Genomic DNA, 23941 nt, shown 5'->3' with positions numbered 1-23941 from the left:
AAAACAAAAAAGCGAAGCATCGCTGCTTCGCTTTCTATCATAACACACTGAAAAGGTGTTGATTTTTACTCTTGATAAGCTTCCATCGGAAGGCATGCGCAGAATAAATTTCTATCTCCAAACACGTCATCAATACGGTTTACGGTAGGCCAGAATTTATTTTGCTTAACCGCAGCACATGGGAACACCGCTAGCTCGCGGCTGTAGTTGTGGGTCCACTGGGCGTCGGTAATATCGTCTAGGGTATGCGGGGCAAACACTAGTGGGTTGTCTTGCAGGGTCCACTCGCCGGTTTCTACTTTGGCTATCTCGGCGCGTATCGATAACATCGCATCAATAAAGCGGTCGATTTCAGCTAGCGATTCTGACTCGGTAGGCTCTACCATTAGCGTGCCCGCTACCGGGAAGCTCATGGTAGGCGCGTGAAAGCCGTAGTCGTTTAAGCGCTTGGCTACGTCCATTTCGCTAATGCCAGTGGCTTCTTTCAGTGGGCGCATATCAATAATACACTCGTGCGCTACGCGGCCATTTTTACCACTATACAAAATAGGGAAGGCTTGGCTTAAACGGCTAGCCAGGTAGTTGGCGTTGAGTATGGCAATCTCTGATGATTGGCGTAGCCCTTCGTTGCCTAACATGGCTACGTACATCCAACTAATAGGCAAGATAGAGGCACTGCCGTAAGGCGCTGCCGATACTGCCGCGTTAGCATGGCTGGCTTTGCCATTGCTTACTACGCTGTGGCCTGCCACAAACGGCGCTAAGTGGGCTTTTACCCCAATTGGCCCCATGCCTGGGCCACCACCGCCGTGCGGAATAGCAAAGGTTTTATGTAGGTTTAAGTGGCTTACGTCTGAGCCAATAGAGCCCGGTGAGGTAATACCTACTTGAGCGTTCATGTTGGCGCCGTCCATGTACACTTGGCCGCCATTGTCATGAATAACGTCACACAGTTCTTTAATGGTTTCTTCGTATACACCGTGGGTACTTGGGTAGGTGATCATTACACAAGATAACTGCTCTGAAAGCTCTTCAGCTTTGCTGCGCAAGTCATCCATGTCTACGTTACCCAGCTTATCACAAGCCACTACCACTACTTTTAGGTTAGCCATTTGCGCCGAGGCCGGGTTAGTACCGTGCGCCGAGCTAGGGATTAAACAAATATTACGGTGATGGTCGCCGCGGCTAGCGTGGTATTTTTGAATCGCTAACAAGCCTGCATATTCGCCCTGCGCGCCCGAGTTAGGCTGCATACAAATTGAATCGTAACCGGTAATGTTTACTAGCCAATCTTCTAGCTGGCTAATCATGGCGTGGTAGCCCTGCGCTTGGTCACTTGGGCAGAACGGGTGCATGCTAGAAAACTCTGGCCAAGTGACTGGGATCATCTCGGCGGTGGCGTTTAGCTTCATGGTGCACGAGCCTAGCGAGATCATCGAGTGGTTTAACGCTAAGTCTTTGCTCTCTAGCTTGCGAATGTAACGCAGTACATCGGTTTCGCTGCGGTAACGGTTAAATACTTCGTGCTCTAAAATGGGTGTATCACGTAATAGCGTGGCTGGAATACAGGTTTCGCCCTGCACGACGGCGTCTAAGCGTGCCGCGTCTAAGCCGTGGTCTTCGCCTAGTAATACCGTGAATAGGTCGTTTACATCAGCTGCGGTGGTGGTTTCATCCAGGCTAAGCGCCACTGCGCCGTCTAGGTCCATACGTAGGTTAATGCCTAGCGCTTCGCTACGCGCGTTAATCGCGTCTTTGTCGCTAACCTTAATGCTTAGAGTATCAAAGTATTGGGCATGCTCTGGGCTTAGGCCTTTGGCTTCTAGGCCGTGGGCTAAAATAGCCGTTAAGCGGTGAATACGCTGGGCAATAATACGTAGGCCGTCTGGGCCATGAAATACCGCGTAAAACGAGGCCATGTTGGCCAGTAATACTTGAGCGGTACAAATGTTTGAGTTGGCTTTTTCGCGGCGAATATGTTGCTCGCGGGTTTGCAAAGCCATACGCAAAGCTGGCTTGCCGCGGCGATCTTTAGAGACGCCAATAATACGCCCCGGCAGTGAGCGTTTGTAAGCGTCGCGAGTTGCAAAAAATGCCGCATGTGGGCCGCCGTACCCCATAGGTACACCAAAACGTTGCGCACAACCTAGCACTACGTCGGCGCCCATTGCGCCCGGTGATTTAAGTATTACCAAGGCCATAATGTCGGCCGCTACTGCCACAATGCCTTTGTTGCTATGTACCTGTTCGATTAGCTCACTTAAATCACGTACTCGGCCAGTGGTGCCAGGGTATTGCAGTAAAGCGCCAAATACATTGTGTTTTACTACGCTCTCGGCTGGGCCTACTTCTACGTCGAAACCAAAGAAGTCGGCACGCTCTTTTACTACGTCGATGGTTTGTGGGTGTACATCGTCGGCAATAAAAAACAGGTTACATTTTTTGTTTTTAGAGACGCGCTTGGCCAGTGCCATGGCTTCTGCCGCGGCGGTGGCTTCGTCTAGCAGTGATGCACTGGCTAACTCTAGCCCGGTGAGGTCTAGGCTTAACTGCTGAAAATTAAGCAGTGCTTCTAAGCGGCCTTGGGCTATCTCTGGCTGGTAAGGCGTGTAAGCGGTGTACCAACCGGGGTTTTCAAATACGTTACGCAAAATGACATGCGGTACATGGGTGTTGTTATACCCCATGCCTATGTAACTGCGGTACACCTTGTTTTGCTTAGCAAGCGTGCGGAGCGCGGCTAAGGCTTGTTGCTCAGTAAGGCTATCACCAATGTTTAAACCTTGGCTTAAGCGAATTTGCTCGGGCACCGTTTGCTCGATAAGTTGCTCTACCGAGTTAAGGCCCAGCTGCTTGAGCATGGTACTAACTTCGGCTTGATCGGGGCCAATGTGGCGGCGAATAAAGTCTTGGTTTTGCTCTAGTTCGTTTAAAGGCAAAGAGGGGTTCATTGAACAATTCCTGTATTACTGAAACAAAGTGCGTTGCGTTAGTTTGCTGAGTATTTTCTTTTTATAGATAAAAAAAGCGCCCCGACTAGCGGAGCGCATTTTTTGTTAAAGCTTATTCGTCTTCTTCGATGGTAGCGGAGTAGTCTTCGGCAGACAGCAGGTTTTCTACTTCTGTTTCGTCGCTCACTTTAACTTTGAACATCCAGCCGTCGCCGTAAGCATCGCTGTTTACTAGCTCTGGCGAATCTTCTAAGTCTTCGTTAATTTCTAACACTTCGCCACTTAAAGGAGCGTAGATGTCTGAAGCCGCTTTCACTGATTCAGCTACTGCGCAATCATCACCGGCATCGATGTCGTCACCAACGTCTGGCAGATCAATAAACACCATATCACCCAATAGCTCTTGAGCATGTTCACTAATGCCAACGGTGTAAACGCCGTCGCCTTCAGAGCGTACCCATTCATGAGTACTGGCATAACGCAGTTCGGCAGGGATATTAGCCATAATTCTATTCCTTTAAGTTCTAATTTTAAGGGTTAATTCAAATCTACATAATCGAGTAACTAAATGGCTTACACTTTGGCGCCATTACGCACAAAAACAGGTTTTACTACTTTCACTTTAACCTGTTTTTTGCGCATTTCCACTAAGGCTTCATCTACGTCGCAATCAGCGATGCGAGCAAGGGCAATACTTTGGCCTAAAGTGGGAGAAAAAGTGCCGCTAGTAACGATGCCAGGAAGGGCCTCGCCAAACTCATTCACTACCGTAACCGCTTGGCCTGCACGCATTACGCCTTTGGTTTCCATGATTAAGCCCACCAGCTTGTCGGTGCCTTCGGCTTTTTGTGCTGCTAGGGCTTGGCGGCCAATAAAGTCACGGTCTTCTGGGGCCCATGCAATGGTCCAGCCCATGTTAGCCGCTAATGGTGATATGGTTTCGTCCATATCTTGGCCATAAAGGTTCATGCCGGCTTCTAAGCGTAGGGTATCGCGCGCGCCCAAGCCGCAAGGTTGTACGCCTTGCGCTTCTAGGGCTTTCCATAATTCAACCGCTTTATCTTGCGGCACTACAATCTCGTAGCCTTGCTCACCGGTGTAACCGGTAGTGGCGATAAATAAATCACCCGCTTGCACCCCAAAAAACGGCTTCATACCTTCAATAGCAAGATTTTGATCGTTATCTAATACCGCAGCAGTGAGGGTTTTAGCTTTAGGGCCTTGCACGGCGATCATCGCCAGCTCTGGGCGCTCTATAATTTCTACCTGATAAGCACTGGATTGTTGATTGATCCAAGCTAGATCTTTTTCGCGGGTGGCCGAGTTAACCACTAAGCGATATTCGGTTTCGCTAAAATAGTAGGTAATCAAATCATCGATTACGCCACCGTCATGGTTAAGCATACCGCCATATAGCGCTTTGCCTTTAACTGTTAGCTTGGCTACATCGTTCGCCAGCAGCTTACGCAGGAAGGCTTGGGCTTGTTCGCCCTGCACATCAACAATGGTCATGTGGGATACATCAAACATGCCAGCCGCTTGACGAACCGCGTGGTGTTCTTCGATTTGAGAACCATAGTTGATCGGCATTTCCCAGCCGTGAAAATCAACTAATTTTGCGCCTGCATCTAAGTGTGCTTGATGAAGTACCGTTTGCTGTGTCATGTGCTGTTCCCTTTATTATGAGGACACGAAGGATAAACTCCCCCTGCCAATGCTGAACGATTATAGCTACAAGCGCGCCACTGTAAAACGTTAATCACAAATTGAGCTAATCTATAGCGCGTCCATTCTGCTTACATTCACTTAACAGCCTTGTGACAAGCTTTAGCCTAAAATCGGATAAAGCAGCGCTAAACACTAATAAAACCGCCTATAAACTGGCTTTATCACTAATTTATTCTCGTAAACTTGAATTTAACCACTATATCTAAGCCTAAGCTAACCGTAACAAGCATTAGTTAATCTAATCCACAGCAAAAAATTCAATAAAAATAAATCACCTGTAAAGCGACTCGCTTAGCCGCGTTAGTTTACCCCAAAAAGTGTTCACTAATTAAACAGGCCTTATTCACTTTACGCCATCTATTCGTTTATGCTGCTGTAAAGTTCTCATTAATGCATGCAGTAACTCTATATCTTCTGTGGGCATGCCCATCATTTCATCCATTAGCTTTAATACACTGGCTGGCACCGCTAACTGCCCGCCTTGCTGCCTGTCTATCTCGTCTACTGGGAAAAACTGCAAAATACTTACGTCTAACACTTTGCCCATTCTAAATAAGTCAGACACCGTAAACTGGCTCCCTTGGGCTTTATCCATTTTACTGTAAAAGGCGGTTTTACCTATGCCGGCTTTGTCGGCCAAAGCGCTTTTAGTGATGTTATTGTGCACCATGTAGGCCTCTACTCGCTCTATTAGCATCATTCTAAAACGTTGCTCGTCTTCACCAAAAAACTCAAAACCTTGGGTATTTAACTCGGCCATTGCTATCACTACCGTTTGCATAATATGTAATACAGCTTAGTTGTTTGTTCATATTTCGGAAACAGCTTTGTTTACTGTTTGCTCTGTAATTAACAGCACACAGCAGAGAGACAAGCTTAATGAGTAACAACAACTCGCTATTGAAAACAAAAACCGGCTTCCAAAAAATGAGACCGTTAGTGGCGAGTCTTAGTTTTGTCGCCCTTAGCCTGCCGGTTGTCGCCGGACAGCTAAATATTGGCTTGGGTTATGGGCCGCAAGTAGGGGCTAATGTAGACAGACAAAACAATGCTGTTTTCGATATTAACTACACGTTTTTACAGCAACGATTTGGAGAGACTAAGCGCTGGGAGATTCTGCTAGGTGCTGGATATAGCCGTTTAACTACTGATGTAGACGTAAACAGCAAGGTTGATGTTTATTCAGTATTGCCAACCGTTCGCTACTATTTAGACAGTAGAGAAGGCTTTGACCCTTACTTAGGTTTTACCGCGGGCCCTTCAATAATGTCATCCAACAAGTTAGGTTATCAAGAACAGGGCTCTACATTTTTGTTCAACGATTTTATTACCTTTGGGGCCTACTTTGGCGAGAACAGAGATTGGGAGCTAAGCTTCTCTTGGCGCCACCTTTCTAATGCTGATTTACTGCCACCCAACCCCGGCTTTGATGTTCCCTTTAGCGTAAGTGTAGGCCGCAGGTTTTAGTTAGCGATCCACCAGCAGATTTGCCACTTAACAAGCAAATAGTTTAGTCGCTACCACCTCTGTATAAATTATCTAGTTAACACGCCTTATTAAGTTCAAACTTCGAGCAAGATTAAAGGTGTGTGATTCTTTACCCGCTACCTTACCCCTAACTGTTTCTTGGTCATTTTAACTACAGCATCCCTCGTTTTGTTAAACATCAGTGTTAAGCAAGCTTTTCCCTTTTGCTGTTCTTTTTACTGCTCTCTTCGCTGACCCCTTCACTGTTCATAAAATGGAATTTACCTCTAACCCAATTCATATTACGAAATAACTATCCTTTATAGTGGCTTTATTGAAACGCAACAGCGAACAGATACAGCTTGAGGATCAAGTTGTTAGCATTAGGCAGGAGTCGCCTAAACCAATAGGTGGAACGACCATGAACAACAAAAAGAAACTTAAAACACAACTCATAGCAGCAATCACTACAGTGATAATTGGCACTAGCAACGTAAGTGCCGCGCCTTCTAACCAAACCCCTTTAAACATTGATACCTGGCAGCAACAACGCGCCCAGGGCTTAGTTAATTTGCCATCTATTACCCCAAACATTATGGCAGTGAATGCGCAAAACAGTTTTCCTCTTAACCATCAAATGCGCAATTACGATTTACATGAAATTGACTCTGTAGCCCGCTTAATTAACCATCCAGCCGTGGCGAGCATTGTAGTCATGAACAAACAGGGCGACGTCATGTTAGAGCACTATCGAGATAGCGACCGCTCTACCATTTATTCTGACCAGTCATCAACTAAATCGATGGGTTATGTTCTGCTAAGCCGAGCGCTTAAAGCCGGTCAAATACAGTTAGATGACAAAGTAGAAAGCTACCTTCCCGATATTGGCGCTGGCTTTAGAGGCCGCACCGTGGGCGACGTAGCCAACATGGCGGTAAATCATAGTATCTCTGAGTTGGCCGCCTACACAGGCGACCCACAAGCCTTAGAGATGTTTGATAACGACGAACGTGTGATTGGTTTACAGCGTAACGATAAGCGCCAAACCCTGCGTGAATTTGCCTCTGACATTGATGCCATGGGCGCGAGTAACCAATGGCAAGGTGAAATAGCCAATTACGCCACCATTAATACCAATGTATTAATGCTGATTCTTGAAGCCGCGACTGAAACACCTGCCGCTCAATTGGTACGCGAGCTAATGCACGATATCGGCGGAGAAAAAACCGTGTTTATGGGTACCGATTTTGAAGGTGTACCGATGATTGGTGCCTCTATGATGAGTGCCAGCTTAGACTTTGCCCGCTACGGTCGTTTATTAATTGAAGATACAAACGCAGTAAAACAAGACATTAAACACGCACAAAAAGAGGGCGAAGTTGTTCCTGCCGAACTCACCAATATTGAATCTCGCTATTACAAATCGGCAATTATGAACGACTACGGAGTGGGCCATAGTGGTTGGGGCGGCCAGCTTATTTGGGCTGACCCAGATTCAGGCACCATTATCGCCATTAACAGCCGTATCGCCAGTGAGTTACCGGCACCTTATGAGCACTTCAATAAGCTCTATCAAGCGGCCTACGACATTATTGATTTACTACGCAAACCTTAATAGAGAGAGACATTTTATAATGAATCCCCAAACACTGAATAGAAACATCCGTAAACGCACTGCGATAGTACAAGGCATGCTAGCTTCTATTGTTTTAATGTTACTGCTAAGCGTAACGGTAGAAGCAAGTGAAGCTGCCACTCAGCCCAGCGAAGAGTACGCAATGGTGATGGCCAGCGGTAAGTTACTCAGCTTAACCAAATGGAAAGTAGCGGTAGATTTTGGTCAAGAGCTTAAAATAGGGCTGCGTAACAACGATCTATTACGCGATGAGAATGGCAGCGTTATTTCTTTCAACTCGCCGATTGATGCCGTAAACCATTTACACCAACACGGCTGGTTATTGGTATCGGCAAATAGCAGTGGTGACCAGTTTTCGGCCATTATGAAGCGATCGATAAAACACGCACAATTATAGCGGCGTCTCAAGGCGCACCTAAGCGAGCATATTTTGCTACAAAAAAACTACCGTATCGGTAGTTTTTTTGTTCAAGAGTACAGCCAATACTGGTTTGCTGTCGGCGATGGCATAAACCAAAGCCGCTTTAATTAGCATCCTCAAGAGTTAGCCCTTCAATCCCCTCAAATAAGAATTCAATTAACGCCTTGGCAGCCATAGAAAGACTCGCTTTAGTGGGGTACACCAACCAACCCGTTGTGGTTAGTGCGTCCATCTCTGGTAACAAGTGAACCAATTGCCCTTGTTGAACGGCTTGTTGGGTTATGTGAGCAGGTACGTATGAAACACCTTGGTGCTCCAAACATGCATGCAGCAACAACGCTTCATGATTAACCACCAGCCTGCCTTTTGCTTCAAAGCTATGACCCTTAGATAAAGGCAGTTGCTTAGCCAACTTCCCGTTCGGTAAGCGGCTTATAATAAAGCGGTGCTGAGTAAGCTCTTGCTCGGTTTGAGGCAAACCACCCTGCTTGGCTAAATATTCAGGGCTAGCATAGTAACCAAAGGGAACCGTTTTTAGTGGCCGAGCAATCAGATTAGAATCGTCTAAACGCTTGCCAATTCTAAAGGCAACATCAATGTTGTGTTCAATGAGGTCGCGCTCATCTGCACTGGTAATAATTTCAATATGTACCTTGGGGTGCAGCGCCATAAACCTAAAAATTATATCCTCAAACTTATGGTTGCCAGGCAGCGGTAAAAGCTGAATACGCAGGTAGCCACTCAGTTCTGGCGACTCGGTAGTCATCTCTTCAATGGTTGTTTCTAATTCGAAGATTAAAGGTTTGGTACGTTGGTAAAATTGCCGACCATTCTCAGACAAGGTCATGGTTCGCTGATGCCGATGAAACAGATCCACGGTTAACTCATCTTCGAGATTTTTAAGCCGACGACTAAGGTTAGATTTAGGCAGATCAAGCCGTTCTGAAGCCTTAGTTAAATTGCCAGAGTCCACAATAAAGTGAAATAACTTAATGTCTTCCGTTTTCATGGCAATGCTGGTCCTTTAGGGTTATTGCTCAGCTAAAGCTTAACATTTCAATCCCATAATTCAGAACATAAAGTTTCGAACTGTTATGTTTTTGCAAACTTTAAAGCTACCTATACTAAGCGCTTCTTATAATACTAAGAGCAAGGTAAGTATGCTTATTCCCACTCAATATCAGATTGCACTCGTAGTGCTTGTATCAACATTCATCTCTGGATGTGACTTGTCGGCCAACGCCGCTGCCACTCCAATAGTGAAACCTAGACCGGTTAAGTTGATCGATATTGATCAATCTGTACCGTCTCTAGAGCGGACGTTTCCGGCTAAAATTTTTGCTAGTCAGCAGGCCGAACTCGCCTTTCGCATTAGCGGAGAGCTGGTGAAACTCGATTTGATTGAAGGGCAAAAAGTCGCGCGTGGACAAATTCTTACTCAGCTAGATAAACGCGATGCTGCAAACGCACTGTTAAATGCCGAAGCGAATTTTGAACTGGCTCAAGCAGACTTTGCTCGTATCCAAACGTTATTAAAGCGTAAGCTCATTTCCCCAGCCGATTTTGACAGCGCTAGCGCCACCTTAAAGTCGGCAGAGGCCACCTTACGCAGTAGCAAAGATCAATTGAGCTACACCACTATTTACGCGCCCTTTTCTGGTGTTGTAGCAAAGGTGCATACCGACAATTACCAAATGGTTCAGCCCCATCAAGCGATTGTGACCTTACAAAATACCAAGGTTTTCGAGCTAAAAATTCAACTGCCAGAATCTATGCTTTTGAGTTTGCAAAATGACGCTTCTCTCGAGGATGTGGACGCTTTTGCTCAATTGAATAACCAAGCCTTAAAACTCACTTATAAAGAACATAGCAATCTTGCCGCCGAGGGAACCCAAACCTACGAGATGACGTTTCATTTAACGCCGCCTGAGCAATTACACTTGCTACCGGGTATGAGTACATCGGTGGTTATTAAGCTGCCGTCAGCCCATTCAAAGCAAACACCTATTGCCATACTGCCGCTTACCGCCATTGTTCGAGATAGCAACATCGAGGCCACCAACGGTACGCCAATAGCCAGTGTTTGGGTATATCAAGCAAGCTCACAATCTCTGCAACTTACTCCCATTTCTTTGGGTAGGATTCATGCTAACGGAGTGGAAGTATTATCAGGCTTAGATAAAGGCGATAGGGTTGTAGCTAGCGGCGTTAATTCTCTCACCGGTAACGAACTGATCAAGCCGCTACATTGGGCGCGAGGAGTTTAACCATGAATGCTGCGCTGTATAGTATCAACCACAAAGTCATTAGCTGGATGGTCGTGATACTGATGTTAGTGGGGGGCGCCATATCATTTACTGGTTTGGGCCAATTAGAACAACCAGAATTTACGATTAAAACCGCGCTCGTTATTACCAACTACCCAGGAGCAAGTGCAGAACAAGTAGAAGAAGAGGTAACGCTGCAATTAGAAGATGCGCTGCAAAAGATGTCGCAAATAAAACATGTGTCTTCAATTAACAGTGCGGGCTTGTCGCAAATCGAAGTTGAGATGAGCGAGCAATATAATAAAGCAACCTTGCCACAAGTATGGGATGAGCTCAGACGAAAAATTAGCGACACACAAGGCCTGCTGCCACCGGGAGTGCAAACGCCATTAGTCATTGATGACTTCTCAGACGTATATGGCTACTTAGTGAATATTACCGGCGAAGGTTATAGCTACCGTGAACTGAAAAACTACAGTGATTTAGTTCGACGCGAATTAGTGCTTACACCAGGGGTTAAAAAGGTGTCGGTTGTCGGCGCCCCTCAAGAACAAATACTGATAGAAATTAGCCAACAAAAGCTGAGTGCTTTGGGTCTCGATCCCGCTTACATATACGACTTACTGCAAACGCAAAATGTGGTATCTAATGCCGGTAAAGCGCTAGTAAACGGCAATAGAATTCGGATTCACCCTACTGGTGAATTTGTCGATGAATCTGAAATGAAAGACATTTTAGTCAGCCCTCCCAGTAGCGATAACTTAGTTTACTTGGGCGATATAGCAGACATATACCGTACCACCACCGAGACCCCAAGCCAGATTTACCACGATAACGGCAATAACGCTTTATCGATGGGGATGTCATACGCCTCGGGTGTAAATGTTGTTGATATATCGAAACTAATAACCGCCAAGCTTGCTGAGCTGAAAACTGAAATGCCAATAGGTATGCAGATTAATGTGATTTACGACCAAGGCAAAATGGTAGAGCAATCAGTCAGCGGCTTCTTAACCAATTTGGCGCAATCTATCGCCATTGTAATTGTAGTGTTACTGGTATTTATGGGCGCTAGATCTGACCTGCTCATGGGGGCCGTATTAGTTATTACTATTTTGGGCACCTTTATCGTAATGAACGCGCTCAACATTCAACTGCAAAACATCTCTTTAGGGGCGTTAATTATTGCCCTTGGTATGTTAGTTGATAATGCAATTGTGGTTACCGAAGGGATCATTATTGGGCTTAAACAAGGTTTAAGCCGTAAACAAGCAGCCGCCAAGGTGGTAAGCCAAACCCAATGGCCACTACTCGGTGCCACCGTCATTGCCATCATGGCGTTTGCCCCTATTGGGCTGTCGTCGGATGCTACTGGTGAATTCTGTTTATCGCTATTCCAAGTATTGCTTATATCGCTTTCTATTAGCTGGATTACCGCGATCACCATTACGCCGTTTTTCTGCTACTTGTTGTTTAAAGACGGCGATCAAGACAGTGCCGAGCAAGAACCTTACAAAGGCGTAATATTTAGCATTTATCGCAGCATTTTAAATACGGCGATGCGTTATCGGATCATCACCGTTTTGATTGTTATTGCCATGCTAGGCTCTGCCATGTTTGGCATGAGCAAGGTGAAAAATGTATTTTTTGCAGCCTCAACCACGCCTATTTTTATGGTGGATATCTGGTTACCCGAGGGGACCGATATTTTAGCCACAGAAAAATTTGTCGGTGACATTGAGAAAACACTGCTTGCTAAGAAAGCCGATTCGGCGCATGGCATTGCCAATATCACCTCGGTAGTAGGCCAAGGTTCACAGCGTTTCGCGCTGCCTTATCAGCCTGAAAAAGCCTATCCGGCTTATGCGCAGCTTTTGATAGAAATGGACGATTTAGCCAGCCTGAATGTGTTCTTGCCTTGGGTAGAAGCAACCTTACGCCAAGATTTCTCTGAGGCTGAATACCGCGTTAAATTGATTATTAATGGGCCCTCGCCAGCAGCCAAAATAGAAGCGCGCTTTTATGGTGACGACCCGCAAGTATTACGTCAGCTCGCCGATAGCGCGATAGCCATTCTTAGAGACGAGCCCACAGCCGATAACATTCGCCACGATTGGCGCAACCAAGTGATGCTAGTGCGACCGCAAATAGACTTAGCCCGAGCCCGTGAAATAGGCATCAGCAAGCAAGATCTTGATGCGGCATTACTACGACACTTTAACGGTGAAGAAATTGGCGTGTATCGTGATGGCTCACACTTGCTGCCTATTGTGGCGCGCGCTCCCGCTAGCGAACGCCAAGCTAACTTAAATGGCTTGCAGATATGGAGTTCAAAGTACTCAAGCTTTGTTCCGATTACCCAATTCGTATCTAATTTTGATACCGAGTGGGAAGATCCCATTATTATGCGCCGCGATAGAAAACGCTTAGTAACGGTGCTGGCTGACCCTGCCAATAACAGTGCAGAAACGGCGGATTCACTATTAAGAAAAGTGCGCCATAAAGTTGAAGCCATCAACTTACCAGAAGGCTATTCGCTGGAATGGGGTGGCGAGTACGAAACCTCAACCGAGGCGCAAAAAGGCATTGGCGGTTCTGTGCCGATGGGATATTTAGCCATGTTCCTGCTAACGGTGCTGCTATTTAACTCGATTAGGCAGCCGTTGGTGATTTGGCTAACGGTACCGCTATCCATTATTGGTGTGAGCTTTGGCTTGTTAGCGCTAGATGCCCCACTCAGCTTTATGGCCATTTTAGGCATGTTGAGTTTAAGCGGGATGATTATTAAAAACAGCATTGTACTGGTAGACCAGATAAACATTGAGCTAAAAGAAGGCCGAGCAGCTTACGATGCAGTTTACCACTCGTCAGTAAGCCGAGTTCGCCCGGTAGGTATGGCCGCACTTACTACCATGTTAGGTATGTTGCCGCTAATGTCTGATCCTTTCTTCCAATCAATGGCCGTTACCATTGTGTTTGGTTTAGGTTTTGCCACGGTATTAACGCTGGTAGTACTGCCGGTTATCTACACCTTAGTCTTTAGAATTAAAGTGCCTAAACCCATAGTGACCTAAACCCATAGCGACCTAGACCTTAATCAGCTTAGCAAACACGTTTGTTTGCTAAGTTTACGCGCTAACACATGCCCATTAGCCCAATATCTTTGAGTGTTTTGACACCCTTACTGGATGTATTAAATGAATTACAGAACCAATATGTTGTTGCTATCATTTAGCCTAGCGACATTGGCCTTGCCTACACAAGCAGATGATTTACTGCAAATATATCAACTTGCTCAAGAAAAAGATCCACAGATCTTACAAAGCAAAGCTCAACGAGATATCGCCTTTGAGAAAATTACCGAAAGCCGCGCTGCATTGCTGCCACAATTAGCCTTTAGTGCAGGCATCAATTATACCAGCACTAGCAATAGCCTTGTCGACAGCACCACTAATAACAGTGCCAACATCGGTTTAAGCCAATCACTCTATTCGCAATCGTATTGGACCAACCTAAGCATTACCGAAAAAAGTGCCACAAGGGCCGACGCGCTCTATATGAGTGACCAGCAAAGCCTCATCATTAGGGTGAGTAAGGCCTATTTCAAAGTACTGCGAGCAAACGACAACCTTAACTTTGTCGCCGCCAATAAAACAGCGGTAGAGCGACAGCTTGAGCAAACTAAGCAGCGCTTTAATGTAGGTTTAACCGCCATCACCGATGTACATGAAGCACAAGCTGAGTATGACCGAACCCTTGCCGAAGAAATTCAAGCCAATAACAATTTGGCGAATAGCTACGAAGCCTTACGCGAACTAACCGGCCTTAAACACCAGCAACTAAAGGTATTAAATACCCAACGTTTCCAGCCTAGTGAACTAGAGCAAAATGCCAGTTATTGGCTAGATTCAGCCACCGATGCAAACCTAACGCTAAATGCTCAACGGATTGCCAAAGAGATTGCCCAGCAGCAAATAAAACTAGCCCAAAGTGGCCATTTACCCACTTTAAATCTAACTGCAGGGATCGGTTACACAAATAACCAATATGGCAATGATAGTTACGATACCAACTATGGCGGCGAAACTAACACCGGCAATATAGGCTTGGAATTCAATTGGCCGATTTATTTAGGCGGCAGTATCAACTCACAGGTGACACAAGCGCAATTTAGTTATGTTGCCTCATCTGAAGCACTTGAACAAAGCTATCGTGCGTTGCAAAGCACAGTAAATTCAGTAGTGAACAACGTGAGTGCCAGTGTCGGTTCAGTAAAAGCCTTTGAACAAACCGTTATCTCTTCTAACAGTGCGCTAGCGGCTACTGAGGCGGGCTTTGAAGTGGGTACCCGTACCATTGTTGACGTACAAGATGCGACCCGAAACTTATATTCAGCAATGAACGATTTAGCCAATGCTAGATACGATTACATCCTTAATATGCTGAGCCTAAAACAAGCGGCCGGTCGTTTAACTGAAGACGATGTGCGTTTAGTTAACGCGGGCTTAATTGACCCATTGTAACGAGAGAGCTTAAGCCAAGGAGCTCTTAGCTAGAGTTAATTAGCCGCGATAAACAAACAACTCTGTTTGAAGAATGAATATTTGCTTCGCTATCCAGTAGGTTCACTACTGGATTTTTTTTAGCGAAAAAACCGTGAGGGGCTCAGCTTATTCAATGCGGTTAAGCACCATTGGCTTTCGCCACTTGCGGTAAATCGCCCTCTAGGCCCAAAGCGCGACGCATGGCTTGCTGCTTTAGAGGTTCAGCTTTATCTACCAAGCTCATGCCTACACCACGCAGCAGTTTAAGCGCGGGGTTGTCATTACCAAACAGGCGCTTAAAAAACTCCATAGAGGCGATCATTTGGCTGGCTTCACTTTTACGCCAGCGCTCAAAGTGGCGCAGATTAGCATAATCGTTAATGCTTTTACCCGCTTGCTGCAGGGTGATTAGCTCTTGCGCTAAGGCTGCTGCATCCATTAAGCCCAGGTTGACACCTTGACCCGCTAACGGGTGAATGGTGTGGGCGGCATCGCCGATCAGTGCGAAGCCCTTGCCGGCAAAGTCTCGTGCATAACGCATTCGCAATGGAAAGCCCGCGCAGTCCCCCACTCGCTCACACAAGCCTAAACGCCCATCAAAGGCCATGGTGAGCTGCTTATTAAACTCGGCCTCAGGCAGTGCTTGAAGCTCAGCCGCTCTATCGGGCGAGACCGACCAAACAATTGAGCAAGTGTTGGCTTCACTTAAGGGTAAAAAGGCTAACGGCCCTTCTGGGGTAAAAATTTGTCGAGCGCAATCTTGATGTGGCTCGGCAGTTTTAATGGTGGCGACAATCGCGGTGTGCTGATAATCCCAGTAAGTAAGCGGCACATCTAGCTGCTCACGTAGCCAAGAGTTAGCCCCATCGGCAGCCACCAGCAATTTACAGCTAACACCTTGGCCATCGGCAAAGCTTAACCATGATTCACTGTCGCCACGGTGCAGTTTATCAACTGGCTGTTCTACAAGGGTGACATTACTTTGCTGACTCACTTGCTGCCACAGCGCATGGCGAATAATGTCGTTTTCTACAATGTGGCCAATTTGCGGCACTAACAGCTGCTCGGCTTGAAAGCGAATTTTAGCAAAACTGTCTTGCTCCCACACTTGCATGTCGTTGTAGGGCGCAACCCGTTGCTCAACAATAGCTTGCCAAACACCTAAAGACTGCAAAAATTGCTGCGAAGACAAGCTAATTGCACTCACCCGTAAACTGTATTGGTTTAGATCGGGTTGTTGCGAAGGCTTAGGCTCTACAATAGCAATGCGCAAGGGGCTATCAGCCAGCGCGCTAGCGAAAGCGAGTCCTACCATTCCACCACCAATAATGGCTATATCTACTGCTTGCATTGACCAGTCCTAAAGCGTGTTAACGAGAAAATAGACCTAAGCTTTGCTTCGCTAATAGCGATTTAAAGCGGGGTGACATTTGCATGGCCATAAGGCCTAGATTACGCGGTACTACCGAGCTTTTATCGCTGCTAGCAAATAGGCTAGCAAGGCTAGAAGTCATCGAAATAGTGCGTTCTATATCGTCTTGGCGTAGCTGTTGGTAGCGATCTAACAGGCTATGTGCGCCTAAGTCTTCAGCTTGCTGCCATTGGGCTAACACCAGCGAACTTAACGCCGCTACATCACGCAAACCAAGGTTAAAACCCTGCCCTGCTATAGGATGTAAACTATGCGCAGCATTGCCTAATACTAATAAGCGATGACTAAATAAACGTGGGTAATAACGCAAGACCAAAGGATAAGCATAGCGTTTACCTACATTTAAAAATTGCCCAGCTCGAAAGCCAAATGCTTGCTGTAAAGCGGCGACAAATTGATGCTCTTCTAGTGCTTGCAAACGTTTGGCTTCATCAGCCTTAACACTCCATACCACCGACCAACGGTTATCGGTCATAGGTAACAGTGCCAAGGGGCCATCTTCGGTAAAGCGCTCAAAGGCTCTACCGGCTAAATCTTGCTCGGCTTGCACATTGGCAATCAGCGCATACTTAGCAAAGTCATGCTGCTGTTGACTTAAGCCACCTTGCTTACCCACCACCGAATCAGCCCCATCGGCACCGATTAACAAACTCGCGCTAAGGCTTTGTTGGTTGTTGAGCTGAATAGTGACCTGCTGTTGTTGCTGCTCTATGTGTACCACTTTATTAGGGCAGAACAAACTAACGTTGTCACGCTGAGCTAATAACTGGTGAAACTCACGGCCGGCATGCTCAAGCTCGATCACTTGGCCCAAGGCATCAAGCTGGTATTCATGTGCATCTAAGGTGGTGCTGCCACAATGGCCACGATCAGAAACATGAATGTGCTCGATGGCACAAGCATGAGGCGCTAAAGGAGCCCAAAGATCTTGCTCGCGTAGCCAGCGCTCTGAGCCAGCCGATAAGGCAATGGCTCGACCATCAAAGCCTGGGTGCTGGCCAAAGTTGAGCTCGGCCGCTTCAACTAAGGCAATGCGAATGGCTTTGCCTTTAAGGCTGGGCTTTGACAGCGCCAAGGCTAAGCTGGCGCCGGCCATGCCAGCGCCAACAATAATCATGTCGAAGTGTTGCGAGTTTGGCGCGGTTTGCATGCAGTTAGCTCGCCATTAAGGCTTCAATATCGGCAACAGTTTTAGGCACATCAGCGGTGAGTACCTCACAACCATTGGCGGTAATCACCACATCGTCTTCGATGCGAATACCCACGCCTTGATACGCAGCAGGCACATCGGCATCTGCCGGAATATACAAACCCGGCTCAATGGTAATGGCCATGCCTTCAACCAACGGGCGCGTGCGTTTAACATCGTGGTAGTCACCGACATCATGTACATCTAGGCCGATCCAATGCCCTAGCCCATGCATGTAGTATTCTTTGTAGGCTTCTTCTTCAATCAGCGTGGCTACGTCACCTTGCATAATGCCTAGCTCAACCATGCCGCTAACCATAATGTTTAACACTCGTTGGTTAGCATCATATATAGACGCGCCGGGTTTTAGCATGTCAATGGCCGCTATTTGCGCTTCAAGCACGACGTTATATAACTTGGCTTGCTCGGGGCTAAACTTACCATTCACCGGGAAGGTTCGAGTAATGTCACCGGCGTACATTTGGTATTCAGCGCCAGCATCAATCAACACTAAATCACCGTCTTGCATCACGCTTTGGTTTTCGGTGTAGTGCAAAATACAAGCATTATCACCCGCACCTACAATGGTGCCGTATGCCGGAGCGCGTGCCCCCGCCATTAAGAATTCATGATGGATCTCCGCCTCTAGTTGGTATTCAAACATACCTACTTTAGCGCTGCGCATGGCGCGGCAGTGCCCAGCGGCAGAAATCTCACCGGCTTTGCGCATTAAAGCGACTTCGTCGGCTGATTTAATTAACCGCATTTCATCGACCAGTGGCCGCCAATCTTCTAGTTGAGTAGGCGCTTGCCAACCCGAACGTAGACCATTGCGTAAGCGCTCTATGGCCGCAAATATGTGCTGATCGTAGGCAGGATAGCGCCCTTGCGCTAAGTAAACTTTACTTAGGCCTTCTAACTCTAGGTGTAAATGCTCATTCAATTCTTCAATCGGTAAGGCTTTGTCTAGCGCTAGTTGATCAATAGCCTGCGTTTGGCCTAAGCGACGGCCTTGCCAAATCTCGGCGAGTTTATCTTTGCTTCTATTAAACAATACGCTGCGAGTTTCACCCGCTTTTTTTATTAGTAATAACAGCGCTTTGGGTTCACTAAACCCACAGAAATAGAAAAAGTCACTGTCTTGACGAAACGGAAATTCGGTATCACGACTACGCACTTGCTCTTCACTAGCGCAGAAAATCGCAACACTGTTGTCTGACATGGCAGTAAATAACTGCTGACGACGTTGTAAAAACACAGCAACTCCTTGGCGTTTATTTTTTAATGCAATGTAGCAGGTGGTTGATCACTGTCACTGGCGGTTTGGTGAGCAAAAATAGTGATGGCACCTATGCGCACATATTCCACCACTTGGAACAATGCTTGTTCGTTTTCTTCTTCATCATCTTCTAAGTCAGAAGATAATTGGCTAATTTCGGTAAAGTCTTTTACTAGCTCTTGCACATCTTCGGCAAGTTTAGATAAGTCACTTTGTACTACGCCAAAACCGACTAAAAAGCTTTGCACCCATTGAGCTAACGCTTCAGTGCGCTCTTCTACTGCCACATCGTCCTCTGGCAACATAAGCTGAAAACCAAGTAAGCTATCGCTCATCGAACTATGAGTAGCTTCCATCAGGGGCTTCAATTGTTTTTTGAGATCAACGGGTAAACCTTGGCCATCGTTTATAAGCATATTCATTTGGCTTAACCAATCACCGTCGGCCGGTAAACCAGCAGCTAACATGCCGCTCAACAAGCCATGCACTTCTGCAGGGCTAACAAATATTTTTGAACCGATGAGTAATTCGCCCAGATCTTCATAGTCTGGATACACAATTTTAGTCACTTGAAATACCTATATATAATTAATCAATTAATCCTACCACCTGATGCGCCGCGCAGCCATGTTATTGGCGGTGAAGAGCGCTAAAAGCTATCTTGTTTGAGCTTCTTTAAGTTGCTTTCGACGCAGCCTAACTCGCTCAATATATTGATCTCGAAACAATTTAATTAAGATGCCTTCTTGCTGGCGAATAAACCGCGTAGAAATGTGGCTGGCTTTATTAAACTGCAGACATAGCTGCGGATAAGGGTCGCGCTTGTTTTCGATTTTTCGACAGATGCGCGCTTCAAACTGATGTTCGTAGCCTTCGCTATTATAGGCAACGCCTAAGTCTGCAAAATCGTCTTGAACATCTTTAGGTAGATATTCGACGATTCGACTCAGATCTTTATGGAAGATAATTCGGCCAATCAACGCTTTATGGCTGATAGGTAAAGGCTCAGCAGACGAGCGCCATTGAATTCGACAGCCGCCTTCTGATAGATCTAGCACCGGAAAGACATGGTCTCCAAGATGCATCATCGGCATAAATTGCGCCGCATAGGCATCTTTAATTTCCGATTTTTTACGCCCTCGAGGGTCAACATTGGCTATTTTTGTATTGACCATTTTTATCAGTAGCTGAATCAAACGCACTGGATAAACAATGCGATAAAATCTGCGACGTTCATCGGCAAAACTGCCTGGTTGCGCCATTAAGTTATCTTTCCTATTACCTATAAATCGCAGTTGTACCGCTATTGTAAGCGTTCACGCTATGGACGAAGAGCGTTATGGTCGCCAATAATTGCGTCTTATTCAAGCCTATAGGTTGTGTTTTATGAGCTTGATTCCGCAGATTTGTTTAGCAATACAGCAAACTGGTCGATATTGCCGCAGAGCAACCCCCAGCCACCTTACAATGGTTGCAAGTTATTGCGAGGCGCTATATATTCACTCGAGTAATTGGGTTTAGCTAAGGCGAATCATGGCTCAGGGCGTTGACATTATATTGTTAGGTAAGAACTATAGAGTTGCTTGCCCAGAAGGTGAAGAAGACAAACTTCGTCTTGCTGCTGACGAATTATCGCAACGCTTACAAGCACTAAAAGAAAAAAGTAGTGTAAGTAGCACCGAGCATTTAGCCATTATGGTTGGTTTGCATCTCTCTTACGAGTTGCATAACGAGCAAGCTAAAAACCAAAATTACGCTGACAATATGAATCAGCGCATTAAAGATTTGCAACACACCATCGAGCGCGCTTTGTTAGAACAAAGCCAACCCGCTGGCGAAGAACTGGAGTAAATACGCTCGCGCTGCGCAGCATGTTTTACTACAGTGTATTAAAGAGTTTAGTTTCCTGGGGTGTTCGCCAGTTGGTGATGTCCCTGAGCCGATAATTGTATCTTTAGGGTGATTTTTTTCTACTATTGAGCATGCTCAGCCCGACTGAGAAGCCTACGGTATGAGATTTGTTACCCGCCTTGAACCTCATGGTTCAAGGGCTAAAATCAACAGCGGCACTCTGGGTACTTCTTTACTCTTATCATTTGTCATTAGTTACCCCCATCATTAGAACCTCACAACTCAAGGGCTAAAATCAACAGCGGCACTCTGGGACCTTCTTTACTCTTAATAACAGCGTTTCCCCTCTCCATACGAACCTCATAGCTCAAAGGCTAAAACAACACATGCAGTCTGTTACTTCTTTCCTTTAAAGGCACTATTTCGCTTTCGATAAGAACTTCATAGCTCAAACGCAAAATTTACAGCGACACTTTGGGTACTTATTTCCTAAAAAACCGACCCACAAATAGTAATCACATACTCGAACTTGCACATTCGCAGGTAAGTCACCAATAGAGCGTAACGTCAAACAAGCGGGTGTTGTAAATCACAATTGGACAATTCTGAGTTACGATTTCTTGCGAATACCGGACATGTGGATGAGAATAAGTAGGGCAAGAGACAAGGCCTGCCCCCATTTCGCAAGGACGGTTGCAACTACTATAAAATCGAAAAAGCCATCCTTCATGAAGAGTGATGGCCTGTCATTTTAATTTGTTACTAGATTTCGACTATTTAATATCAATACGTTGAATGTCACCTAATACAAAGTTGCCATTGAAGAAATCAGCTTGAGGGCCGTAAAGTCTAAATAAAGTAAAGAACTGTTCACCTTTAGTAATTGGCATACAGTTAGCGTAACCTCTATTTTCACAGTCTGAAGACCAGTAAATGTCAGTACTTCCATCTTGGTTGAATGCCATCTCTGGCTCATTGGATGCCCAACCTAAACGGTCAGCTTCATAGATAAAACTACCTGTTTCCATTGAGTAAGTTAGAAATGACCAAAAACGTTCCGCTGGCACATCCGCAGGGACATGAATGGTGTAATCGTAGTCACCAAACATTGGGTTTCCATCAGCATCAAGAATACCTTTGATATAGGTCGTCGATCGTGATTCCGCCAAAGATTTAGGTGGCGCTATGTAGTACGCAAATGTGGTTCCACGACCTGCATAATCGTGCCAGTAATCAGCAGTGTAGGTTGCATCGGTTAGCATCATTTCTCTGTTAACAGGAATCGTCCACTGCGATTGATCACCCCACAACTTAGGCGCATAATGTGTGAAACTATCTTTCATTTCTGCATGAAGCTTCACTAGTGCTTCATTCAACATATCTTCCTGCTGTTGATTAGGTGCGAATGCTTCCCCTTTTTCCAAGCCTAAATGACGTAGCATACCGTACATGGCTTTCTCATCACTCTTAACAACTTCATTTTGCAAAGCTTGATGTGCTCGTTCCCAAAAGGAGGTTGAAAAGTGCTCTTGCCACTGAAGGTGTGTATCAATAACGACATTATCCATTGCTATAAATGTTGTCTGGGTATTGCTTGAACCCAATGGGTACATTTTTACGCCTTTTGTAACGTAGTCGACATGACCCTTCATATCTTCTTCAGATGTAGTTTTTGTCATCGAACGTATCGTCGCATAGCCTTGGAAAGTTTCCTGTTCCACGACAATGTAGCCATCGGTATCACCCTTGTAACCTTTGGGCACTATCAGGTACTTACCACCCTTTCCTTGGTCAGCGCCATCCGGGCCAACGTCCATTAAAGGCTTATGCCAAGAGTCCAGCAAAGTGCCAAAGAAAGCATTATCTTCTGTTGCAGCAGGTATCTCGATGACCACTGGACCATCTTCAATACTATGATAAGTGTGAACATACGGCGTATTATTGTTGCCAGTCATCATCTGAGCATGCCAAGTCACAGGTCGTTCAAAAAAGTACACTGTGCTATTGCGGTCACCTCCAAATTTAGCAATCGTTTCAGAGGCAATCGTTTCATAAAGAACTTGTGGAATGAACCAAGTACCTGCTTCCAGAGCTCTACGTTCAAACCTTTGCTCAGCAATGGAAGCCGTTTCAATATGTACATTAGTATCATTGCTAGCAAAAGAAAATGATACGGGAGTTAATACAGTCGCAACACACAATGCGAGAGAAATTACTGATTTTTTCATAATATGCGTCTTCTAAATCTATGGTTATAAAGACACGTCCGTGTGAAGAGTTCCGTACAGTTGGACCTCTTGCTTGTCATCGTTTTTGAGCAAGTTATGCCAATCTGTAGTGATTAACTGGATGATTAGAACTGGTAGTTGACTTCTATACGGTGGTCGCCATTGGTGTAATTAGTCTGCTCTGTCCAGTTCGCGAAATAGCGTACGTTTGTGCGGTCATTAATCTGGTAACTAAGAGCGGCTTCATGATGAAGCATGGTGTCATCACCCTGAATGCCTGATTGTTTAAATGCATCTGACCCCGTCAGTGCTCCCATGTACATAGGGTTGTAGTTCAGCCAGATTTTGTCGGTGATTTCAAGCTTTCCGTATAGGCCTGCAACATAAAAAGTACCATGTAGGTCCCAGCGATTTTGAGCTTGCAGATCTCCCTGACGCTCTGTATCAAAAGACTCTCCAAAGGCCACCCCTAAACCAACAAGAGGATAAAGGTTTACTGGTCCCATCTTGGGTAGAGCTTGAATTAGGCTGTAAGATGCGGTGCCTTGTGTGCCTGTATCAGTAAAGCCAAGGTTTACGTCAACTTGGCCACCGCGTCCATTAACCATATCAACGTTAAAGTTACGGTAACGGATGGAGTCAATGCTGTCGTCTGTATCACGGTTACTCCAACCTAGCATGTCGCCTGCAAAGCCCTTCACCTCTAGAACATTCATAGCCATGGTGTCTGGGTTGCCTGTGTCATAGCTTTCTCCCACTTTAAGATTCAACCCTTTGTCGGTATAACCAAGACCAAATTGTGTATAGATGGCTAAAGGATCCGACATATCTTGAAGTTCGGCTTCTGCTTGAACGAAAGAAGTTGAAAGTGCCACTGCAAGGCTAACTGCGATTACTGCTTTATTAGTTTTCATATTGTTGTCTTCAAAATAGTTATTTAGTTTCTTT

19 protein-coding genes and 1 other RNA gene are annotated in these 23941 nt (G+C 45.8%); 8 read left to right on the top strand and 12 right to left on the bottom strand.

Features of this window, described 5'->3' with window-relative positions:
* Positions 1 to 65 precede the first annotated feature (65 nt).
* From gcvP to M0C34_RS04105, 4 genes are all read right to left on the bottom strand, one after another.
* A complete protein-coding gene (gene gcvP, locus M0C34_RS04120) occupies positions 66 to 2951 on the bottom strand; it encodes an aminomethyl-transferring glycine dehydrogenase (protein ID WP_248714391.1) in 2886 nt (961 codons plus the stop codon).
* Between the two features lie 112 nt (positions 2952 to 3063).
* On the bottom strand, positions 3064 to 3456 hold the full coding sequence (gene gcvH, locus M0C34_RS04115) for a glycine cleavage system protein GcvH (RefSeq protein WP_248714390.1): 393 nt from the start codon (positions 3454 to 3456) through the stop codon (positions 3064 to 3066).
* Between the two features lie 68 nt (positions 3457 to 3524).
* A complete protein-coding gene (gene gcvT, locus M0C34_RS04110) occupies positions 3525 to 4616 on the bottom strand; it encodes a glycine cleavage system aminomethyltransferase GcvT (RefSeq protein ID WP_248714389.1) in 1092 nt (363 codons plus the stop codon).
* Positions 4617 to 5022: 406 nt separating this feature from the next.
* On the bottom strand, positions 5023 to 5460 hold the full coding sequence (locus M0C34_RS04105; RefSeq protein ID WP_248714388.1) for an XRE family transcriptional regulator: 438 nt from the start codon (positions 5458 to 5460) through the stop codon (positions 5023 to 5025).
* Between the two features lie 98 nt (positions 5461 to 5558).
* Here M0C34_RS04105 and M0C34_RS04100 point away from each other — a divergent pair, with 98 nt between their 5' ends.
* The 3 genes from M0C34_RS04100 to M0C34_RS04090 all read left to right on the top strand — a co-directional run bounded on the left by M0C34_RS04100 (position 5559) and on the right by M0C34_RS04090 (position 8179).
* Complete coding sequence (locus M0C34_RS04100; RefSeq protein ID WP_248714387.1) at positions 5559 to 6146, top strand: acyloxyacyl hydrolase; 588 nt, start codon at positions 5559 to 5561, stop codon at positions 6144 to 6146.
* Between the two features lie 421 nt (positions 6147 to 6567).
* Positions 6568 to 7761, top strand: coding sequence for a serine hydrolase domain-containing protein (locus M0C34_RS04095; protein ID WP_248714386.1), 1194 nt, complete (start codon positions 6568 to 6570; stop codon positions 7759 to 7761).
* 19 nt (positions 7762 to 7780) lie between these two features.
* Complete coding sequence (locus M0C34_RS04090; protein WP_248714385.1) at positions 7781 to 8179, top strand: hypothetical protein; 399 nt, start codon at positions 7781 to 7783, stop codon at positions 8177 to 8179.
* Between the two features lie 127 nt (positions 8180 to 8306).
* On the opposite strand, the gene M0C34_RS04085 is transcribed toward M0C34_RS04090, so the two are convergent.
* Positions 8307 to 9212: a LysR family transcriptional regulator gene (locus M0C34_RS04085; RefSeq protein ID WP_248714384.1), complete on the bottom strand. Its 906-nt coding sequence runs from the start codon at positions 9210 to 9212 to the stop codon at positions 8307 to 8309.
* 151 nt (positions 9213 to 9363) lie between these two features.
* Here M0C34_RS04085 and M0C34_RS04080 point away from each other — a divergent pair, with 151 nt between their 5' ends.
* The 3 genes from M0C34_RS04080 (at position 9364) to tolC (ending at position 14993) form a co-directional block, all read left to right on the top strand.
* A complete protein-coding gene (locus tag M0C34_RS04080; protein ID WP_248714383.1) occupies positions 9364 to 10470 on the top strand; it encodes an efflux RND transporter periplasmic adaptor subunit in 1107 nt (368 codons plus the stop codon).
* 2 nt (positions 10471 to 10472) lie between these two features.
* Positions 10473 to 13544: an efflux RND transporter permease subunit gene (locus tag M0C34_RS04075; protein WP_248714382.1), complete on the top strand. Its 3072-nt coding sequence runs from the start codon at positions 10473 to 10475 to the stop codon at positions 13542 to 13544.
* A gap of 123 nt (positions 13545 to 13667) precedes the next feature.
* A complete protein-coding gene (gene tolC / locus M0C34_RS04070; protein WP_248714381.1) occupies positions 13668 to 14993 on the top strand; it encodes an outer membrane channel protein TolC in 1326 nt (441 codons plus the stop codon).
* 160 nt (positions 14994 to 15153) lie between these two features.
* On the opposite strand, the gene M0C34_RS04065 is transcribed toward tolC, so the two are convergent.
* From M0C34_RS04065 to M0C34_RS04045, 5 genes are all read right to left on the bottom strand, one after another.
* Positions 15154 to 16365, bottom strand: a complete 1212-nt coding sequence (locus M0C34_RS04065; protein ID WP_248714380.1) for an FAD-dependent monooxygenase — start codon at positions 16363 to 16365, stop codon at positions 15154 to 15156.
* 19 nt (positions 16366 to 16384) lie between these two features.
* Positions 16385 to 17596 (bottom strand): 2-octaprenyl-6-methoxyphenyl hydroxylase, encoded by a 1212-nt coding sequence (ubiH, locus tag M0C34_RS04060; protein ID WP_248714379.1) that lies wholly within the window; start codon positions 17594 to 17596, stop codon positions 16385 to 16387.
* A gap of 4 nt (positions 17597 to 17600) precedes the next feature.
* Complete coding sequence (pepP, locus tag M0C34_RS04055) at positions 17601 to 18893, bottom strand: Xaa-Pro aminopeptidase (protein ID WP_248714378.1); 1293 nt, start codon at positions 18891 to 18893, stop codon at positions 17601 to 17603.
* 23 nt (positions 18894 to 18916) lie between these two features.
* The gene (locus M0C34_RS04050) at positions 18917 to 19483 is read right to left on the bottom strand and encodes a UPF0149 family protein (protein ID WP_248714377.1); all 567 of its coding nucleotides are present in this window, start codon (positions 19481 to 19483) and stop codon (positions 18917 to 18919) included.
* An 87-nt stretch (positions 19484 to 19570) separates the two neighbouring features.
* Positions 19571 to 20176: a hypothetical protein gene (locus tag M0C34_RS04045; RefSeq protein WP_248714376.1), complete on the bottom strand. Its 606-nt coding sequence runs from the start codon at positions 20174 to 20176 to the stop codon at positions 19571 to 19573.
* 271 nt (positions 20177 to 20447) lie between these two features.
* On the opposite strand from M0C34_RS04045, the gene zapA reads away from it, so the two are divergent.
* Positions 20448 to 20765, top strand: coding sequence for a cell division protein ZapA (gene zapA, locus M0C34_RS04040; protein ID WP_248714375.1), 318 nt, complete (start codon positions 20448 to 20450; stop codon positions 20763 to 20765).
* Positions 20766 to 20814: 49 nt separating this feature from the next.
* A non-coding RNA gene (ssrS, locus tag M0C34_RS04035) (6S RNA) lies at positions 20815 to 20996 on the top strand.
* Positions 20997 to 21538: 542 nt separating this feature from the next.
* Here ssrS and M0C34_RS04030 read toward each other — a convergent pair.
* Both M0C34_RS04030 and M0C34_RS04025 read right to left on the bottom strand, forming a co-directional pair.
* The gene (locus tag M0C34_RS04030) at positions 21539 to 22993 is read right to left on the bottom strand and encodes a DUF1254 domain-containing protein (RefSeq protein WP_248714374.1); all 1455 of its coding nucleotides are present in this window, start codon (positions 22991 to 22993) and stop codon (positions 21539 to 21541) included.
* Between the two features lie 125 nt (positions 22994 to 23118).
* Positions 23119 to 23907: a hypothetical protein gene (locus M0C34_RS04025; RefSeq protein WP_248714373.1), complete on the bottom strand. Its 789-nt coding sequence runs from the start codon at positions 23905 to 23907 to the stop codon at positions 23119 to 23121.
* Between the last annotated feature and the right edge of the window lie 34 nt (positions 23908 to 23941).

It is taken from the genome of Agarivorans sp. TSD2052, from assembly GCF_023238625.1.
GTDB lineage: Bacteria > Pseudomonadota > Gammaproteobacteria > Enterobacterales > Celerinatantimonadaceae > Agarivorans.
The sequence above is the reverse complement of the archived record's forward strand: the minus strand, read 5'-3'. Positions and strand labels throughout refer to the sequence as shown.

Bases quoted from the DNA above. Each gene is read 5' to 3' on its own strand.
- M0C34_RS04105 (WP_248714388.1), bottom strand. From the start codon at position 5,460: ATGCAAACGGTAGTGATAGCAATGGCCGAGTTAAATACCCAAGGTTTT.
- zapA (WP_248714375.1), top strand. From the start codon at position 20,448: ATGGCTCAGGGCGTTGACATTATATTGTTAGGTAAGAACTATAGAGTT.
- M0C34_RS04100 (WP_248714387.1), top strand. From the start codon at position 5,559: ATGAGTAACAACAACTCGCTATTGAAAACAAAAACCGGCTTCCAAAAA.
- M0C34_RS04045 (WP_248714376.1), bottom strand. From the start codon at position 20,176: ATGGCGCAACCAGGCAGTTTTGCCGATGAACGTCGCAGATTTTATCGC.
- ubiH (WP_248714379.1), bottom strand. From the start codon at position 17,596: ATGCAAACCGCGCCAAACTCGCAACACTTCGACATGATTATTGTTGGC.
- gcvH (WP_248714390.1), bottom strand. From the start codon at position 3,456: ATGGCTAATATCCCTGCCGAACTGCGTTATGCCAGTACTCATGAATGG.
- M0C34_RS04075 (WP_248714382.1), top strand. From the start codon at position 10,473: ATGAATGCTGCGCTGTATAGTATCAACCACAAAGTCATTAGCTGGATG.
- M0C34_RS04095 (WP_248714386.1), top strand. From the start codon at position 6,568: ATGAACAACAAAAAGAAACTTAAAACACAACTCATAGCAGCAATCACT.
- M0C34_RS04080 (WP_248714383.1), top strand. From the start codon at position 9,364: ATGCTTATTCCCACTCAATATCAGATTGCACTCGTAGTGCTTGTATCA.
- M0C34_RS04090 (WP_248714385.1), top strand. From the start codon at position 7,781: ATGAATCCCCAAACACTGAATAGAAACATCCGTAAACGCACTGCGATA.
- tolC (WP_248714381.1), top strand. From the start codon at position 13,668: ATGAATTACAGAACCAATATGTTGTTGCTATCATTTAGCCTAGCGACA.
- M0C34_RS04030 (WP_248714374.1), bottom strand. From the start codon at position 22,993: ATGAAAAAATCAGTAATTTCTCTCGCATTGTGTGTTGCGACTGTATTA.
- M0C34_RS04065 (WP_248714380.1), bottom strand. From the start codon at position 16,365: ATGCAAGCAGTAGATATAGCCATTATTGGTGGTGGAATGGTAGGACTC.
- gcvT (WP_248714389.1), bottom strand. From the start codon at position 4,616: ATGACACAGCAAACGGTACTTCATCAAGCACACTTAGATGCAGGCGCA.
- M0C34_RS04085 (WP_248714384.1), bottom strand. From the start codon at position 9,212: ATGAAAACGGAAGACATTAAGTTATTTCACTTTATTGTGGACTCTGGC.
- gcvP (WP_248714391.1), bottom strand. From the start codon at position 2,951: ATGAACCCCTCTTTGCCTTTAAACGAACTAGAGCAAAACCAAGACTTT.
- M0C34_RS04025 (WP_248714373.1), bottom strand. From the start codon at position 23,907: ATGAAAACTAATAAAGCAGTAATCGCAGTTAGCCTTGCAGTGGCACTT.